The organism is Ruegeria sp. CG8 (assembly GCF_056537165.1).
Window position 1 is genome coordinate 152,462 of the sequence record NZ_JBQFRA010000003.1, and the last position, 14,333, is coordinate 166,794.

Annotated in this window: 14 protein-coding genes; 11 read left to right on the top strand and 3 right to left on the bottom strand. The window is 64.0% G+C overall.

Translation table 11 applies throughout. From position 1 onward, the window contains the following. Window positions 1–2: 2 nt before the first annotated feature. The 8 genes from ACR0EF_RS10870 to radC are packed head-to-tail and all read left to right on the top strand — an operon-like array spanning window position 3 to window position 6,200. On the top strand, window positions 3–773 hold the full coding sequence (locus ACR0EF_RS10870; RefSeq protein ID WP_170340740.1) for a thiazole synthase: 771 nt from the start codon (window positions 3–5) through the stop codon (window positions 771–773). Beyond that, a complete protein-coding gene (locus ACR0EF_RS10875; protein WP_170373165.1) occupies window positions 770–1,366 on the top strand; it encodes a thiamine phosphate synthase in 597 nt (198 codons plus the stop codon). The genes ACR0EF_RS10870 and ACR0EF_RS10875 overlap by 4 nt, the downstream gene beginning before the upstream one ends. Then, window positions 1,363–2,325 carry a ThiF family adenylyltransferase gene (locus ACR0EF_RS10880; RefSeq protein ID WP_170373166.1) on the top strand — a complete coding sequence of 321 codons (963 nt, stop codon included), beginning with the start codon at window positions 1,363–1,365 and terminating at the stop codon, window positions 2,323–2,325. The genes ACR0EF_RS10875 and ACR0EF_RS10880 overlap by 4 nt, the downstream gene beginning before the upstream one ends. Before the next feature lie 20 nt (window positions 2,326–2,345). Beyond that, window positions 2,346–3,281 carry an ABC transporter substrate-binding protein gene (locus ACR0EF_RS10885; protein ID WP_170373167.1) on the top strand — a complete coding sequence of 312 codons (936 nt, stop codon included), beginning with the start codon at window positions 2,346–2,348 and terminating at the stop codon, window positions 3,279–3,281. Further along, window positions 3,278–3,952: a thiaminase II gene (gene tenA / locus ACR0EF_RS10890; protein WP_170373168.1), complete on the top strand. Its 675-nt coding sequence runs from the start codon at window positions 3,278–3,280 to the stop codon at window positions 3,950–3,952. The genes ACR0EF_RS10885 and tenA overlap by 4 nt, the downstream gene beginning before the upstream one ends. Further along, on the top strand, window positions 3,949–4,677 hold the full coding sequence (locus ACR0EF_RS10895) for an ABC transporter ATP-binding protein (RefSeq protein WP_170342710.1): 729 nt from the start codon (window positions 3,949–3,951) through the stop codon (window positions 4,675–4,677). The genes tenA and ACR0EF_RS10895 overlap by 4 nt, the downstream gene beginning before the upstream one ends. Continuing rightward, entirely contained in the window at window positions 4,674–5,408 is a 735-nt protein-coding gene (locus ACR0EF_RS10900) for an ABC transporter permease (RefSeq protein ID WP_170373169.1), read from the top strand. The genes ACR0EF_RS10895 and ACR0EF_RS10900 overlap by 4 nt, the downstream gene beginning before the upstream one ends. Window positions 5,409–5,444: 36 nt before the next feature. Next, window positions 5,445–6,200, top strand: a complete 756-nt coding sequence (radC, locus tag ACR0EF_RS10905) for a RadC family protein (RefSeq protein ID WP_170373170.1) — start codon at window positions 5,445–5,447, stop codon at window positions 6,198–6,200. A gap of 3 nt (window positions 6,201–6,203) precedes the next feature. Here the strand turns inward: radC and ACR0EF_RS10910 are convergent, their stop codons facing one another. From ACR0EF_RS10910 to secA, 3 genes are all read right to left on the bottom strand, one after another. Next, the gene (locus tag ACR0EF_RS10910; RefSeq protein ID WP_170373171.1) at window positions 6,204–7,760 is read right to left on the bottom strand and encodes a phosphate ABC transporter substrate-binding/OmpA family protein; all 1,557 of its coding nucleotides are present in this window, start codon (window positions 7,758–7,760) and stop codon (window positions 6,204–6,206) included. Window positions 7,761–7,784: 24 nt separating this feature from the next. After that, entirely contained in the window at window positions 7,785–8,702 is a 918-nt protein-coding gene (locus ACR0EF_RS10915; RefSeq protein ID WP_170373172.1) for a hypothetical protein, read from the bottom strand. A 100-nt stretch (window positions 8,703–8,802) separates the two neighbouring features. Beyond that, window positions 8,803–11,508 (bottom strand): preprotein translocase subunit SecA, encoded by a 2,706-nt coding sequence (gene secA / locus ACR0EF_RS10920; RefSeq protein ID WP_170373173.1) that lies wholly within the window; start codon window positions 11,506–11,508, stop codon window positions 8,803–8,805. 176 nt (window positions 11,509–11,684) lie between these two features. Here secA and ACR0EF_RS10925 point away from each other — a divergent pair, with 176 nt between their 5' ends. From ACR0EF_RS10925 to mutT, 3 genes are read left to right on the top strand one after another with little or no spacing between them, the layout of a single operon-like run. Then, entirely contained in the window at window positions 11,685–12,533 is an 849-nt protein-coding gene (locus ACR0EF_RS10925; protein WP_170370363.1) for a peptidylprolyl isomerase, read from the top strand. 6 nt (window positions 12,534–12,539) lie between these two features. Next, window positions 12,540–13,766 (top strand): bifunctional glutamate N-acetyltransferase/amino-acid acetyltransferase ArgJ, encoded by a 1,227-nt coding sequence (gene argJ, locus ACR0EF_RS10930; protein ID WP_170373174.1) that lies wholly within the window; start codon window positions 12,540–12,542, stop codon window positions 13,764–13,766. 55 nt (window positions 13,767–13,821) lie between these two features. After that, complete coding sequence (gene mutT / locus ACR0EF_RS10935; protein ID WP_005979926.1) at window positions 13,822–14,220, top strand: 8-oxo-dGTP diphosphatase MutT; 399 nt, start codon at window positions 13,822–13,824, stop codon at window positions 14,218–14,220. Window positions 14,221–14,333: the final 113 nt, after the last annotated feature.

Consider the following 14,333-nt stretch of genomic DNA (forward strand, 5'->3'; position numbering starts at 1 on the left):
AGATGAAGACGTTTTACGGCACCGAACTACCCAACCCGCTGATGCTGGGCACCGCGCAATATCCCAGCCCGGCGATCCTGGAACAGGCGTTCCGGGCCAGCGGCGCGGGCGTGGCCACCGTCTCGTTGCGGCGCGAAGGTGCGGGCGGGGCCGGTCAGGCGTTCTGGTCGATGATCCGCGATCTGGGGGTTTTGATCCTGCCCAACACCGCTGGCTGCCACACGGTCAAAGAGGCCGTGACAACCGCCCACATGGCGCGCGAGGTGTTCGACACGCCGTGGATCAAGCTGGAATTGATCGGCCACACCGACAGCCTGCAGCCCGACGTTTTCCAACTGGTCGAAGCCGCGCGCATTCTGACCGACGAAGGGTTCCAGGTGTTTCCCTACACCACCGAAGACCTGATCGTGGCCGAACGTCTGCTGGCGGCCGGGTGCCAGGTGCTGATGCCCTGGGGCGCGCCGATCGGGTCGGGGCGGGGTTTGAACAACGAATACGCCCTGCGCGCGATGCGGGCCGAGTTTCCGGACGTGCCGCTGGTGGTGGATGCGGGCATCGGCCTGCCCAGCCACGCCGCCCACGCGATGGAGCTGGGCTATGATGCGGTGCTGCTGAACACCGCCGTTGCCCGCGCGGGCGATCCGGTGGCGATGGCGCAGGCCATGGCGCTGGCGGTGCAGGCCGGGCAATTGGCGCATCAGGCCGACCCGATCGAGCCGCGCGACATGGCCGAAGCCTCGACCCCGGTGATCGGAAAGGCCTTTCTGTCATGACGCTCGACCGCTTCTATCCGATCTTCGATCATAGCGACTGGCTGCGGCGGGTGCTGCCCTTGGGCGTGAAGCTGGTGCAGTTGCGCATCAAGGATCAGCCCGACGCGGTGGTGCGCGCGGAAATCGCCACCGCGCAGGCCCTATGCCGCGACCACGGCGCGGTGCTGGTGGTGAACGACTATTGGCAGGCCGCCATCGACGCGGGCTGCGACTGGATCCATCTGGGGCAGGAGGATCTGGACGACGCCGATCTGCCCGCCATCCGCAAGGCCGGGCTGAAGCTGGGTGTCTCCACCCATGACGATGACGAGCTTGAGCGCGTGCTTTCGATGGATCCGGACTATGTGGCGCTGGGGCCGGTCTATCCGACCATCCTGAAAAAGATGAAATGGCACCAACAGGGCCTTCCGCGCGTGACCGAGTGGAAACGGCGCGTGGGTGACATCCCTCTGGTCGGCATTGGCGGCATGAGCGTCGAGCGCGCGCCGGGCGTGTTTCAGGCCGGGGCCGACATCGTCTCGGTCGTGACCGACATCACCCTGAACGCCGACCCCGAAGGCAGGGTGCGCCAGTGGATCGAGGTCACGCGATGAGCCGCTATGCCCGCCAGATGATCCTGCCCGAGGTCGGGGCCGAGGGGCAGAACCGCCTTGCTCGCGCGCGGGTTCTGGTGGTGGGCGCCGGGGGGCTGGCCGCGCCCGCCCTGCCGCTGCTGGCCGGGGCCGGGGTGGGGCGTCTGACCATCGTCGATCCCGATACGGTGGACCTGTCGAATCTGCACCGCCAGACGTTGTTTGCCGAGTCCGATTGCGGCCGCCCCAAGGCCGAAGTGGCCGCCGAACGCTGCCGGGCGCTGCACAGTGAGATCACCGTTGAAGCGCAAAAAAAGGGTCTAACACCGGCAATTGCTGCTGATCTGGTGGCCGAGGCCGATCTGGTTTTGGACTGCGCCGACAGCTACGCGGCCAGCTATACGCTGTCGGATACCTGCCTGGCGCAGGGCAAGCCGCTGATCAGCGCCTCGGTTCTGGGCCTGTCGGGGTATGTCGGCGGGTTCTGCGGCGGCGCGCCGTCGTTGCGCGCGGTGTTTCCCGACGCGCCCGACAGCGGGGCCAGCTGCGCCACCGCAGGCGTTCTGGGCCCGGTCGTGAGCATGATCGGCGCGATGCAGGCGCAGATGGCGCTGGGCGTGATCCTGGGCCTCGATCCCTCGCACCTGGGCCAGATAGTGCAGGTGGATGGCCGTACCTGCTCCAGCAGCGGATTCCGCTTTGACACCGCGCCGGAACCAGCCAGCCATTTCCCTTTTGTGGCGCCCGCGCAGCTGACCCCGGACGACCTGGTTGTCGATCTGCGCAGCGTTGATGAGGCGCCCGAAGCGATCCACCCCGACGCCCGCCGCCTGACGGTCGAGGCGCTGAAAACAGACCCTAACAAAGGCAAAACGCTGGCCCTCTGCTGTGCCACCGGGCTGCGCGCCTGGCGCGCGGCCGAGGAACTCCACCCCCATTGGCGCGGCCCGATCGTTCTGGTCGCCGCCGCAACGTCGTGAAGCAAAAGGAAACGCAGACCATGAAGAAACTGATCACCGCCCTTGCCCTGCTGGCCGCCGCGCCCGCCTGGGCGCAGGACAAGATGACCGTCCTGCTGGATTGGTTCGTGAACCCCGACCACGGGCCGATCATCGTGGCGCAGGAAAACGGCTATTTCGCCGAACAGGGACTTGAGGTCGAAATCGTCCCGCCTGCCGATCCGTCGGCTCCGCCGCGCCTTGTGGCCGCCGGTCAAGCCGATCTGGCCGTGTCCTACCAGCCGCAGCTGCACCTGCAGATCCACGAGGGCCTGCCGCTGAAACGGGTCGGCACGCTGGTCGCCACACCGCTGAACTGCCTGTTGGTGCTGGAGGACGGCCCGATCAAAACGCTGGCCGACCTCAAGGGAAAGAAGATCGGCTTCTCGGTCGCCGGTGTCGAAGAGGCGATCCTGACCGCGATGCTGAACGCGCATGGCGTGTCGCTGGACGATATCGAGATGATCAACGTCAACTTCTCGCTGTCGCCGTCGCTGATGACGGGGCAAGTGGACGCCGTGATCGGCGCCTTCCGTAATTTCGAACTGAACCAGATGGATATCGAAGGCGTTCCGGGCCGCTGCTTCTACATCGAGGAAGAAGGCGTGCCGCCCTATGACGAGCTGATCTATGTGGCCAACCCCGAGACGATGGATGCCGGCAAGATCGCCCGCTTCCTGGCCGCCACCGAGAAGGCCACGCAGTTCATCGTGAACAATCCGGAAAAAAGCTGGGAGATCTTCGCCGCCACCTCGCCCGAGCTGCAGGACGAGCTGAACGCCCGCGCCTGGGTCGATACCCTGCCGCGTTTCGCCCTGCGCCCCGCAGGCTTTGATGCTGGCCGCTATGCCCGGTTCGAGGCCTTCCTGAAAGAGTCCGGCATGATCGACAGCATCAACCCGGTCAGCGACATCACCATCGACGTGACCGCGCAATGAGCGACTACGGCAACGCCTTCGCGCTGATGCGCGACGCGGCACAGGGGCCGTGGCGGGACTATACCCGCCACGCCTTTGTCGAGGGGCTGAGGGACGGCACTCTGCCGCGTGCGGCCTTTCTGCATTACCTGCGGCAGGATTACGTGTTCCTGATCCATTTCTCGCGCGCTTGGGCGCTGGCGGTGGTGAAATCCGAAACCCATGCCGAGATGCTGGCCGCGTCGCGCACGGTGAGCGGTCTGATCAGCGAAGAGATGAAGTTGCATATCGGCATTTGCGAGGCCGCGGGCATCAGCCAGGACGAGCTGTTCGCCACACCCGAACGCCCCGAGAACCTGGCCTATACACGCTATGTACTCGAGGCCGGCTACAGCGGTGATCTGCTGGATCTGCTGGCGGCGCTGGCGCCCTGCGTAATGGGATACGGGGAAATCGGCACACGGCTGGCGGCCGAGGCCACCTCGGACACCTACCGCGATTGGATCGACGCCTATTCCAGCAGTGAATATCAGGAAGTCTGTCAGGCTGTGGGTGAACTGCTGGATTCGGCTCTAATAAGGCGACTTGGGGCGGATTTCCGTACCACACCGCGTTGGGATCGCCTGTGCCAGACCTTCCGCACCGCGACTGAGCTCGAGGTCAATTTCTGGCAGATGGGTCTGACCCCATGACCCCGCCCCCCGATCTGACCATCAGCGGACAGGCTAGTATCGACGGCGCGCCTCTGTTCGCGCCGCTGACCCTGTCGCTGAAGGCCGGGCAGTGGACCTGTCTGCTGGGCGGATCGGGGGTCGGCAAGACCACGGTTCTGCGCCTGATCGCCGGGTTGGCGACGGGGGCAGAGTTCACCGGCGAGATCCGCGCCAGCGACGGGCTGCCGGTGGCCGAGCGTGTGGCCTACATGGCGCAGGATGATCTGCTGCTGCCTTGGGCCACGGTCGCGCAGAACGTGGCGCTGGGCGCGCGGCTGCGCGGCGAACGGGTCGATCAGGACCGCCGCGCCCGGTTGATCGAACGGATGCGGCTGCAGGATCACATGGCCAAGAAGCCCTCGGAACTGTCGGGCGGGCAGCGTCAGCGGGTGGCATTGGCCCGGACCCTGATGGAAGACAAGCCGATCATCCTGCTGGACGAGCCGTTCTCGGCGCTGGATGCGCGCACCCGCGCCGACATGCAGGATCTGGCCGCCGAGGCGTTGCAGGGCCGGACCGTTCTGCTGGTCACCCATGACCCTGCCGAGGCCGCGCGTCTGGGGCAGTCGATCATGGTGATGACGCGACACGGCCTGACCCCATGCCAACCGCCTCATGCACCGGCCCCGCGGAAGGTGGACGATCTCGAGACGCTGGAAACGCAGGGCGCGCTGCTGAAACTGCTGCGCGAGGAAGTGGCATGAAGACGCTCTCGGTCCTTGCCGCGACCCTGTTTGCGCTGGTCCTCTGGCAGGCGATCGTCACCCTGACCGGCCTGCCGAAATTCATCCTGCCCGGCCCGGCATTGGTGGCAGAGACGTGGTGGCAGAACCGCTGGCTGATCGCCGAACACACCTGGATCACCGCCATCGAGGTGTTGATCGGTCTGGCCTGCGGCACTGTGCTGGGTGTCATCACCGCGCTACAGCTGGCCAATTCCCGCGCCGCGCGGGTGCTGGTGCAGCCTATGCTGGTGTTCACCCAGGCACTGCCGGTCTTTGCGCTGGCGCCGCTGCTGACCCTGTGGCTGGGCTATGGGCTGTGGTCCAAGGTCGCGATGGCGGTTCTGATCATCTATTTTCCCATCACCTCGTCGTTTTTCGACGGGCTGATGCGCACGCCGCCCGGCTATCTGGACTTGGCCCGCACCATGCAGGCCAGCCCGCGCAGCGTGCTGTGGCATATCCGCATCCCGGCGGCGCTGCCCTCGCTGGCCTCGGGGATGCGGCTGGCGGCGGTCTATGCTCCGATCGGGGCCGTGATCGGTGAATGGGTCGGCTCGTCGCGGGGGCTGGGATACCTGATGCTGCTGGCCAATGGCCGCGCCAAGACCGACCTGATGTTTGCCGCGATGCTGACGCTGGGGGTGTTCTCGATCCTTCTGCACCTGGCAGTGCGCCGCGCCACGGCCCGCATGGCCGGTGAGGCGCGTTAACCATTCGGAAACCGACTCTGAGGCAATAATGGGTTTATGACCGATGACGCCTTTGCCGAAGCCCCATCGCTGTTCGAAAGTGACGAAGCGCCGGTCACGCCGCTGCCCACGGGTCGGCTGCCCTCGTATATCAAGGACCACCGCAAGCGCCTGCGCGAACGGTTCATGTCGGGCGGCGCGGGGGCGATGCCCGATTACGAGCTTCTGGAACTGGTCCTGTTCCGCTCGATCCCCCGGCAGGACGTGAAGCCGCTGGCGCGGCGTCTGCTGGACGCGTTCGGTGATTTCAACCGGGTGCTCACCGCCCCGGTGGAACGCCTGCGTCAGATCAAGGGCGTGGGCGATACGGTCATCACCGACCTCAAGATCCTCGAGGCCTGCGCCCATCGCATGGCCCGCGCCCGGGTGATGCAGCGGCACGTGATTTCCAGCTGGGACGCGCTGCTGGACTATTGCCACACCACCATGGCACATCGCGAGATCGAGCAGTTCCGCGTGTTCTTCCTGGACCGCAAGAACGTGCTGATCGCGGATGAGGAGCAGGCCAAGGGCACCGTCGATCACGTACCCGTCTACCCGCGCGAGGTCGCCAAACGCGCGCTGGAACTGAACGCCTCGGCGCTGATCCTGGTGCACAATCATCCGTCGGGTGATCCAACCCCGTCGCAGTCGGATATCGACATGACCAACCGCATCAACGATGCCTGCGCCGCACTGGGGCTGACCTTGCACGACCACCTGATCATCGGCAAATCGACCGAGCTGAGCTTCCGCTCGGAAGGTTATCTCTGACCGCTAGCGCACCCAGACTTCGACACGACGGTTGGCCTTGCGGCCCCATTCCGTGTCGTCGCAGGCCATGGGCATGGCTTCACCGAAACCTTCGACGGCGATCTCGACGGTTTCGGGGACGGCGGTTTCGATCGCGGCAAGGATCGCGTTCCGCACTGTCTGTGCGCGCCGCAAGGCGATGCGGGCATTGGTTTCCGCAGCACCGTCTCCGTCACTGAAACCGACGAAGACCAGTTTGCGCCCGTCATACTGGCCCGATTCAAGCGCCTGCGCCATTTGCAGGATGTTCGATCGCGACTGCGCGTCTGGCCGCGACGATCCCGGCTCGAACCGGAAAGACACCGACAGGCGCGACAGCGGGCGCAGAGTTTCGATCATCCGTTGCAGTTCTTCCAGACCCACCTCGGACCCACCCGAGGTGATGGCGTTGGCCAACCGGTCGCCCTGAAGCCCAAGACGTACCAGTTCGTGGGACTGGTCGACGAAACCGGCTTGCCGGATGACCATCTGTGCCTCGGGGCTTTGGACATAGGCCAGAAACTGGCGGGCGATCTTCGGCAGGCGCCGCTGCGGCAGATACAAGAACATCGGCAGGGTCAGCGGATAGTCCTCGGTCTTGATGGCGGCGCGCGTGGCGCGCAATGCGTGGCCGCATCCGCCGGCCAGCGGCAGATTGCGCACGTTTTGCGGGCCAGCGTGGCTGACGATACCAAGTGCGAACGGATCGCGCGCAACCGCTGCTGCCAGTTCCGCGCTGCGGGTGTGGCGGATCACGTCCTCATGCGCCTGCACACCGGCTGGCTGCATCACCTGGTCTTGCACGGCCTGACCAACACCGGTTGTCACATCCGGCAGATGAACGGCGATGGGGGCATCCGGGCCACCGAGCTGTGCCCAGTTGGCGACCTCGCCATTTATGACCCGCGCCAGGTCCGAAACCGAGATCTGCTGGATCGGATTGTCCAATGAGACCACAGGCACCAGCGCGCCAAGAGCCACCACCCGCGACCGGCGCGGTCGGGACAGGTCGCCCAGACCGTTTTCCTGCGCCGCCGCGGCCTCCTGCGGGCGGATTTCGCGCATCGCCAAAGCGATGTCTGCCTGATCGGCGGTCAGATCGGCAAAACCGCGGTCGGTGTCCGATACGCGCAGGAAAAACCGCGCCAAAGGAGCGGTCCGATCCGGCTGCGTCAGGGCAAAGACAAGCTGCGCAGGGTCCGTGCCTTCGCTTAGCACGTTCAGGTTTTCTCGTTGCGCAAAGCCTTCGATCAACGCCGGAAGTAGGGATTCGGCCATCACCGATGCGCCAGAGAAGTTCACTTCGGCCACAAAGTCGATCAGGTTGGGGCAAGCCGGACCGTCGCAGGTGACGCCGGATCCATCCACCGTCAGTTCGCCGAACTGGGTGTCCACACGGTAGAACTCACCATCAAACCCCAACAGGTTCCCGGTGATCTCGACCTTGCCGTCATGCGAGGTCAGCGTGATGTCCTGAGCGAGGGCGCCTGAAGCGCCAGCCATCAACGATAACATCGTCATCGTCGCGCGAAGATACTTCATAAAGACCTGTTGACCTGCCTGCCGTTACTTTGCGGCGATTGTCAGGTCTTGGAACAGATTATTCAACACCAGAAAATCCTGTCCGCTGTCGCAGGCCGGCAGGGAGATCGACAGCTCTCGCGACCGCAACCCTTGATCGTCCAGCAACTCGAGCGCTTGCAGATCCAAGTCCTGCCCACAATTCCGGGGAGTCACTTCGGCCTCGACGCTCAGGGCGACGGTGCCATTTGCGTCGGCCAGGTTGCGGGGGATCGAATAGATCTCGACATTGCGCTCGCCGGCCATGCCGAAGTGGACAACCTGCCCGGTACCGGAGCTGCCGGCGTTCGACCAGACATGCCCGGCCTCGCCATAGGATGCACCGAACTCCAACGCGTGCAGTTGTAATTCGGTGTCCCCCATCCATTGCAGCGCAACCCGGTCATAGTCTGAAAAATCAGGAATGTGAGTGGTGGCGACAGTGCCGCGCTGGTTTTGGAACGAGATCAGGAAAATGGCATATTCCGACAGGGCGGGAATGGACAGGTCCAGACGGCCGTCCTTGTCGGTTCGGGCGCTGAACGTCATGCCGCTGTGGTGCAGCTCGACGGTTTCATCGGGGTTGCAGGGGGCCTTCAAGGTCAAACGTGCTGTCGCGTTGGGGGCTGCCATTGCGCGGGCCCGGAGATCGCAGTTGACCTGCGCCTGAGGAACGGCAGGCTCTGCCCGAGGCGGAACTTTGGCCGAGGGTTCGGGGGCCGTGGACGCGGTCGGCGTTGCCGAGGTCAGCACGATTCCTTCCAACCCGGCAATCACGGTGCCTTCACCAGACGGCTGGATCATCGCCTGACGTGTTTCCTGCACGTCCGGCTGCGAGGCCGGTCCGTTCTGCATCAGGTAGCCGATGGCCAAGGCGCATGCGACCGTGCCACCTGTGGTCACGTAGTTCCGTATTACAAACAAGACACCCTCCCCAGTTGAAGGAGCGAGTCGGAGAGTGCTTAACAATCGCGGCCAATATGTGGCCGCGACGCGGACTCATTATGTCGGGAATCTGACCGGATCAGGCAAGCCGACCATGGCAGTGCTTGAACTTCTTGCCGGATCCGCAGGGGCAGGGATCGTTGCGCGACGGGTTACCCCAGGTTGACGGGTCGTCCTCGACAAAGCCGGGCCGCGCATCGCCCGAGGCCTGCGCCTCGGCCACCGCTTCGGCCTGTTCGGCGGCTTTCTTGATCTGGGCCTGCTGCGCCTGCATCTGTGCCAGCATCTCGCGCTGCTCTTCTTCGGTCAGCGGGCGGACGCGGGCCAGTTGCTGGGTAACCGTTTCACGCAGGCTGTCGAGCATGTTCTCGAACAGCTGGAAGCTTTCGGTCTTGTATTCGTTCAGCGGATCGCGCTGGGCGTAACCGCGGAAGCCCACGACCGAGCGCAGATGTTCCAGGGTCAGCAAGTGCTCGCGCCACTTGCTGTCGATGGTCTGCAGCAGCACCTGCTTTTCGATGTTGCGCATGTTCTCGGGGCCGAAGGCGGCGGCCTTCTGGGCCATCATCTCGTCGGTCGCCTTGATCAGGCGTTCGCGAACCACGTCGTCATCGACCCCATCCTCGGCCGCCCACTCCTGCACCGGAACATCGATGTTCAGCTTTTCTTTGAGGGCCGCGTGCAGCCCGTCGGTGTCCCACTGGTCGGCGTAGGTTTTGGGCGGCATGTACTGGTCGATCAGATCGTCGATGACCTGTTCGCGCATGTCCGAAACGATTTCGGACAGATCGTCGGTCGACATGATTTCACGTCGCTGGTTGAAGATCACCTTGCGCTGATCGTTCATCACGTCGTCGAACTTGAGAACGTTCTTGCGCATGTCGAAGTTGCGGCCTTCGACCTTGGCCTGCGCGCGTTCGAGCGATTTGTTCACCCAAGGGTGGACGATCGCTTCGCCTTCTTTCATGCCCAAGGTGGTCAGAACCTTGTCCAGCCGTTCCGAGCCGAAGATGCGCATCAGGTCGTCTTCCAGGCTGAGGAAGAACACGGTGCGGCCTGGGTCGCCCTGACGGCCCGAACGGCCGCGCAGCTGGTTGTCGATGCGGCGGCTTTCGTGGCGCTCCGAGGCCAGAACGAACAGACCGCCGGCCTCAAGCACCTTTTGCTTTTCTTCCGCATGGCGCGCCTCTTCCCGGGCGCGCAGTTCGGCCGGGTCGGCGTCGGGGTTCTCGGCCAGCGCTTGCATGACGCTCATTTCCACGTTGCCGCCCAGCTGGATGTCGGTGCCGCGGCCGGCCATGTTGGTGGCGATGGTTACCGCGCCCAGACGTCCGGCCTCGGCCACGATCTGGGCCTCCTGCTCGTGCTGGCGGGCGTTCAGGACGTTGTGCTTGATGCCTTCCTTGGTCAGCATCTCGCTGAGCATCTCGGACTTCTCGATCGAGGTCGTGCCCACCAGAACCGGCTGGCCCTTGGCGTTGGCCTTCTTGATCTCTTCGATCATGGCCGCGTATTTCTCGGCCGCGGTGCGATAGACCTGATCGTCCTCGTCGACACGGGCGATCGGCTTGTTGGTCGGCACTTCAACCACGCCCAGGCCATAGATTTCGGCGAATTCCTCGGCCTCGGTCAGGGCGGTACCGGTCATGCCGGCCAGCTTGTCATAGAGGCGGAAATAGTTCTGGAAAGTCACGCTGGCCAAAGTCACGTTTTCGGGCTGGATGGGGGCGCCTTCCTTTGCTTCGATCGCCTGATGCAGGCCTTCGGACAGACGGCGGCCCGGCATCATGCGCCCGGTGAATTCGTCGATCAGAACCACGTTGCCGTCGCGCACGATGTAGTCCTTGTCCCGCTGGAACAGTTTGTGCGCGCGCAGGCCCTGGTTGACGTGGTGCACCACCGTGGTGCTTTCAGGGTCGTACAGCGACTGGCCCTCGGGCAGCAGGCCACTGGCGTGCAGCTGCTCTTCAAGGAACTCGTTGCCTTCATCGGTGAAGGTCACGCTGCGGGACTTCTCGTCGATCGTATAGTGATCGTCCTGCAGGGACGGAATCAGGCCGTCGATGGCCGTGTAAAGATCGGACCGGTCCTGAGATGGACCCGAGATGATCAGCGGGGTCCGTGCCTCGTCGATCAGAATCGAGTCGACCTCGTCCACGATCGCGAAATTGTGGTGCTTCTGGTAGACCTCGTTCAGATCCGCCTTCATGTTGTCGCGCAGATAGTCGAAGCCCAGCTCATTGTTGGTGGCGTAGGTGATGTCACAGGCATAGGCCGCTTTTTTCTCGGCATCGGGCTGGCCCGACCAGATCACGCCGGTGGTCATACCCAACGCGCCGAACACGTTGCTCATCCATTCGGCGTCACGCTTTGCCAGATATTCGTTGACTGTGACGACATGCACGCCCTTTCCGGTCAGTGCGTTCAGATAGGCGGGGAAGGTGGCGACCAGGGTCTTGCCTTCGCCGGTCTTCATCTCGGCAATGTTGCCCTGATGCAGGAAGATGCCGCCCATGAGCTGCACGTCAAAGGCCCGCAAACCCAGCGCGCGCTTGGCGCCTTCGCGCACGTTGGCGAATGCCTCGGGCAGCAGGTCGTCCAGGCTCTCACCCTCGTTGGCCCGCTTGCGCAGCTCTTCGGTCTTGGCTTTCAGATCGTCATCCGAGAGTTTTTCGAACTCCGGCTCCAGCGCGTTGATCTTTTCGACCAGCGGGCGGGTTGCCTTGATCTTGCGGTCGTTCGGTGTTCCGAACACCTTTTTGGCAAGCGTACCGAGTCCCAGCATGTTCACTCCAGCGGATCTTTTCTTGTCTTGGTTGCGACAGGCTTGCCCACCTTGCGCGCAACCCATAGATAGCTGGGAGGAAAAGATGGTCCTGTCAAAGGCTGCAAGCGATGTAAGCGGCAGGTTCCAGAGTGTCAACGCCACGCCCTGTCGCGGCCAGAATATAGGATGAATTCATGCCCAAAGGTCTCACTTTTCTGCCATCGCTGGCTCTTGCGGCCATGATGGCCCTGCCTGTCGCCGCTGAAACCGAACACTCTGCCGATACGGTTGTGGCGCGCGTCAACGGCGACGAGATCACTTTGGGTCACGTGATTGCCACTGCGGCTGGCCTGCCGCCGCAATATCAGCAGTTGGAAGACGAGGTCCTGTACCAGTTCATCGTCGAGCAGCTGATCCAGCAACAATTGCTCAGCCAGGAGCAGGAAGACTTGACCCGCCTGAACGCGCTGATGCTGACCAACGAAGAGCGCTCGCTGAAGGCGGTGCAGACGGTGAACCAGATCACCGATGCCGAGGTGACCGACGACGCGATCCAGGCCGCCTATGACGCGCAGTTCGCGGACTTCCAGGGCGAGGACGAGTTCAACGCCAGCCACATCCTTGTCGCGACCGAGGAGGAGGCCAAAGAGATCAAGGCGCAACTGGATGACGGCGCCGATTTTGCCGAGCTGGCCAAAGAGAAATCCACCGGTCCGTCCGGTCCCAATGGCGGCGCGCTGGGCTGGTTCGGAAAGGGCCAGATGGTTCCCGAGTTCGAACAGGCCGTGATCGGGCTGGAAAAAGGTCAGGTCTCGGACCCGGTGCAGACCCAGTTCGGGTGGCATGTGGTGATCCTGAACGACAAACGCAAATCCGAAGCGCCCGAGTTTGCGGCGGTGCGGGATGAACTGGCCCAGTCCGTCCGTCAGGAGGCCATTCAGGCCAAGATCGACGAGCTGACCCAGGCGGGCAGCGTCGAGCGCCCCGAGGTCGAGGGCCTGACCCCGGACGTGGTCCGCAAGCTGGACCTGGTTCAGGAGTAACCCGGCGTGGCCAAGATCACCAAGGTGTCTCCGCTGGTCCCTGCGGCCTTCCCTGATCTGCCGGTCATCGACGGTGTGCGGTTCGCCACCGTCGCTGCCGGGGTGCGGTATCAGGGCCGCACCGACGTGATGCTGGCGGTGCTCGATCCGGGTACCGCGGTGGCGGGGGTGTTCACCCGCTCGGCCACCCGTGCGGCGCCCGTGCTGGATTGCCAGGACAAGATCGGCGGGCCCAGCGACGGGCCGGCGGCGATCCTGGTGAACTCGGGCAATGCCAATGCCTTTACCGGACAGTACGGGCGGGCCTCGGTCGAGCAGATTACCGCTGCCGTGTCGCAGGTCACCGGCGTGGCGCAGAACCGCGTGTTCACCTCGTCCACCGGGGTGATCGGCGAGCCGCTGCCGCATGACCGGATCGTGGCCCAGCTGGACGAACTGACCGCCGGCCTGCGCGCCGACGCGTTGGAAGAGGCCGCGCGGGCGATCATGACCACCGACACCTTCCCCAAAGGCGCTAGCGCGCAGGTGGAGATTGACGGCAAAACAGTCTCTATTGCAGGGATTGCCAAAGGGTCGGGTATGATCGCACCCGACATGGCGACGATGCTGGTCTATATCTTCACCGATGCGAGGATCGACCAATCGGCGCTGCAACGGATGCTGGCCGAGCAGACCGACCGGACCTTCAACTGCATCACAGTGGACAGCGACACCTCGACCTCGGACAGCCTGTTGCTGTGCGCGACGGGCGCGTCGGGCGTGGAGGCCACCGGCAATGCCGATTTCGCGCGGGCGCTGGAATCGGTGATGCTGGATCTGGCGCATCAGGTGGTGAAGGACGGCGAAGGCGCCACCAAATTCGTCGAGATCCGCGTGACTGGCGCCGCCTCGGACGCGGATGCCAAAGTGCACGGCATGGCCATCGCCAATTCACCGCTGGTCAAGACCGCCATCGCGGGCGAGGACCCGAACTGGGGCCGTGTCGTCATGGCGATCGGCAAGTCCGGCGCGGCAGCTGACCGGGACACGCTCAGCATTTCCTTCGGCGATATCCTCGTGGCCGAAAAAGGCTGGGTCAGCCCGACCTATCGCGAGGAAGACGCCGCCGCCTACATGATGGGCCAGGAACTGGTGATCGCGGTCGATCTGGGGCTGGGCGAGGGCAAGGCCACCGTCTGGACCTGCGATCTGACCCACCGATACATCGAGATCAACGCGGATTACCGGTCGTGACATCAGAGCAATTCCAGCAGAAGTGGCGCCCGGTTTTGCGTCCGGGATTGCGACCATGAAAACGGTTCTCGTCTCTGCCGTCGCCCTGATCGACGTGGATGGGCGGGTGCTGCTGGCGCAGCGCCCGGAAGGCAAGGCCATGGCCGGGCTGTGGGAATTTCCGGGCGGCAAGATCGAGCCGGGCGAAACCCCCGAGGCCGCCCTGATCCGCGAATTGCACGAGGAACTTGGCATCGACACCTGGGCCTCGTGCCTGGCACCGCTGACCTTTGCCAGCCACAGCTATGACGATTTCCACCTGCTGATGCCGCTGTTTGCCTGCCGCAAATGGCAGGGCATCCCGCAGTCAAAAGAAGGGCAGGCGTTGAAATGGGTGCGGGCGAATGACCTGCGCAACTATCCGATGCCGGCGGCGGATGTTCCACTGATCCCGATTTTGCGGGATTGGTTGTAGGGCGCAAAGCCAGGGACGTTCGAGTTGATAGGTCTGGATGTCTCGTATACAGGATGAACTCGACATTCGCGGCAAGCGGCTTGAGCCGCCCAAAAACAACAAACAAAACCGCC

Bases quoted from the DNA above. Each gene is read 5' to 3' on its own strand.
- ACR0EF_RS10870 (WP_170340740.1), top strand. From the start codon at position 3: ATGAAGACGTTTTACGGCACCGAACTACCCAACCCGCTGATGCTGGGC.
- ACR0EF_RS10875 (WP_170373165.1), top strand. From the start codon at position 770: ATGACGCTCGACCGCTTCTATCCGATCTTCGATCATAGCGACTGGCTG.
- ACR0EF_RS10880 (WP_170373166.1), top strand. From the start codon at position 1,363: ATGAGCCGCTATGCCCGCCAGATGATCCTGCCCGAGGTCGGGGCCGAG.
- ACR0EF_RS10885 (WP_170373167.1), top strand. From the start codon at position 2,346: ATGAAGAAACTGATCACCGCCCTTGCCCTGCTGGCCGCCGCGCCCGCC.
- tenA (WP_170373168.1), top strand. From the start codon at position 3,278: ATGAGCGACTACGGCAACGCCTTCGCGCTGATGCGCGACGCGGCACAG.
- ACR0EF_RS10895 (WP_170342710.1), top strand. From the start codon at position 3,949: ATGACCCCGCCCCCCGATCTGACCATCAGCGGACAGGCTAGTATCGAC.
- ACR0EF_RS10900 (WP_170373169.1), top strand. From the start codon at position 4,674: ATGAAGACGCTCTCGGTCCTTGCCGCGACCCTGTTTGCGCTGGTCCTC.
- radC (WP_170373170.1), top strand. From the start codon at position 5,445: ATGACCGATGACGCCTTTGCCGAAGCCCCATCGCTGTTCGAAAGTGAC.
- ACR0EF_RS10910 (WP_170373171.1), bottom strand. From the start codon at position 7,760: ATGAAGTATCTTCGCGCGACGATGACGATGTTATCGTTGATGGCTGGC.
- secA (WP_170373173.1), bottom strand. From the start codon at position 11,508: ATGCTGGGACTCGGTACGCTTGCCAAAAAGGTGTTCGGAACACCGAAC.
- ACR0EF_RS10925 (WP_170370363.1), top strand. From the start codon at position 11,685: ATGCCCAAAGGTCTCACTTTTCTGCCATCGCTGGCTCTTGCGGCCATG.
- mutT (WP_005979926.1), top strand. From the start codon at position 13,822: ATGAAAACGGTTCTCGTCTCTGCCGTCGCCCTGATCGACGTGGATGGG.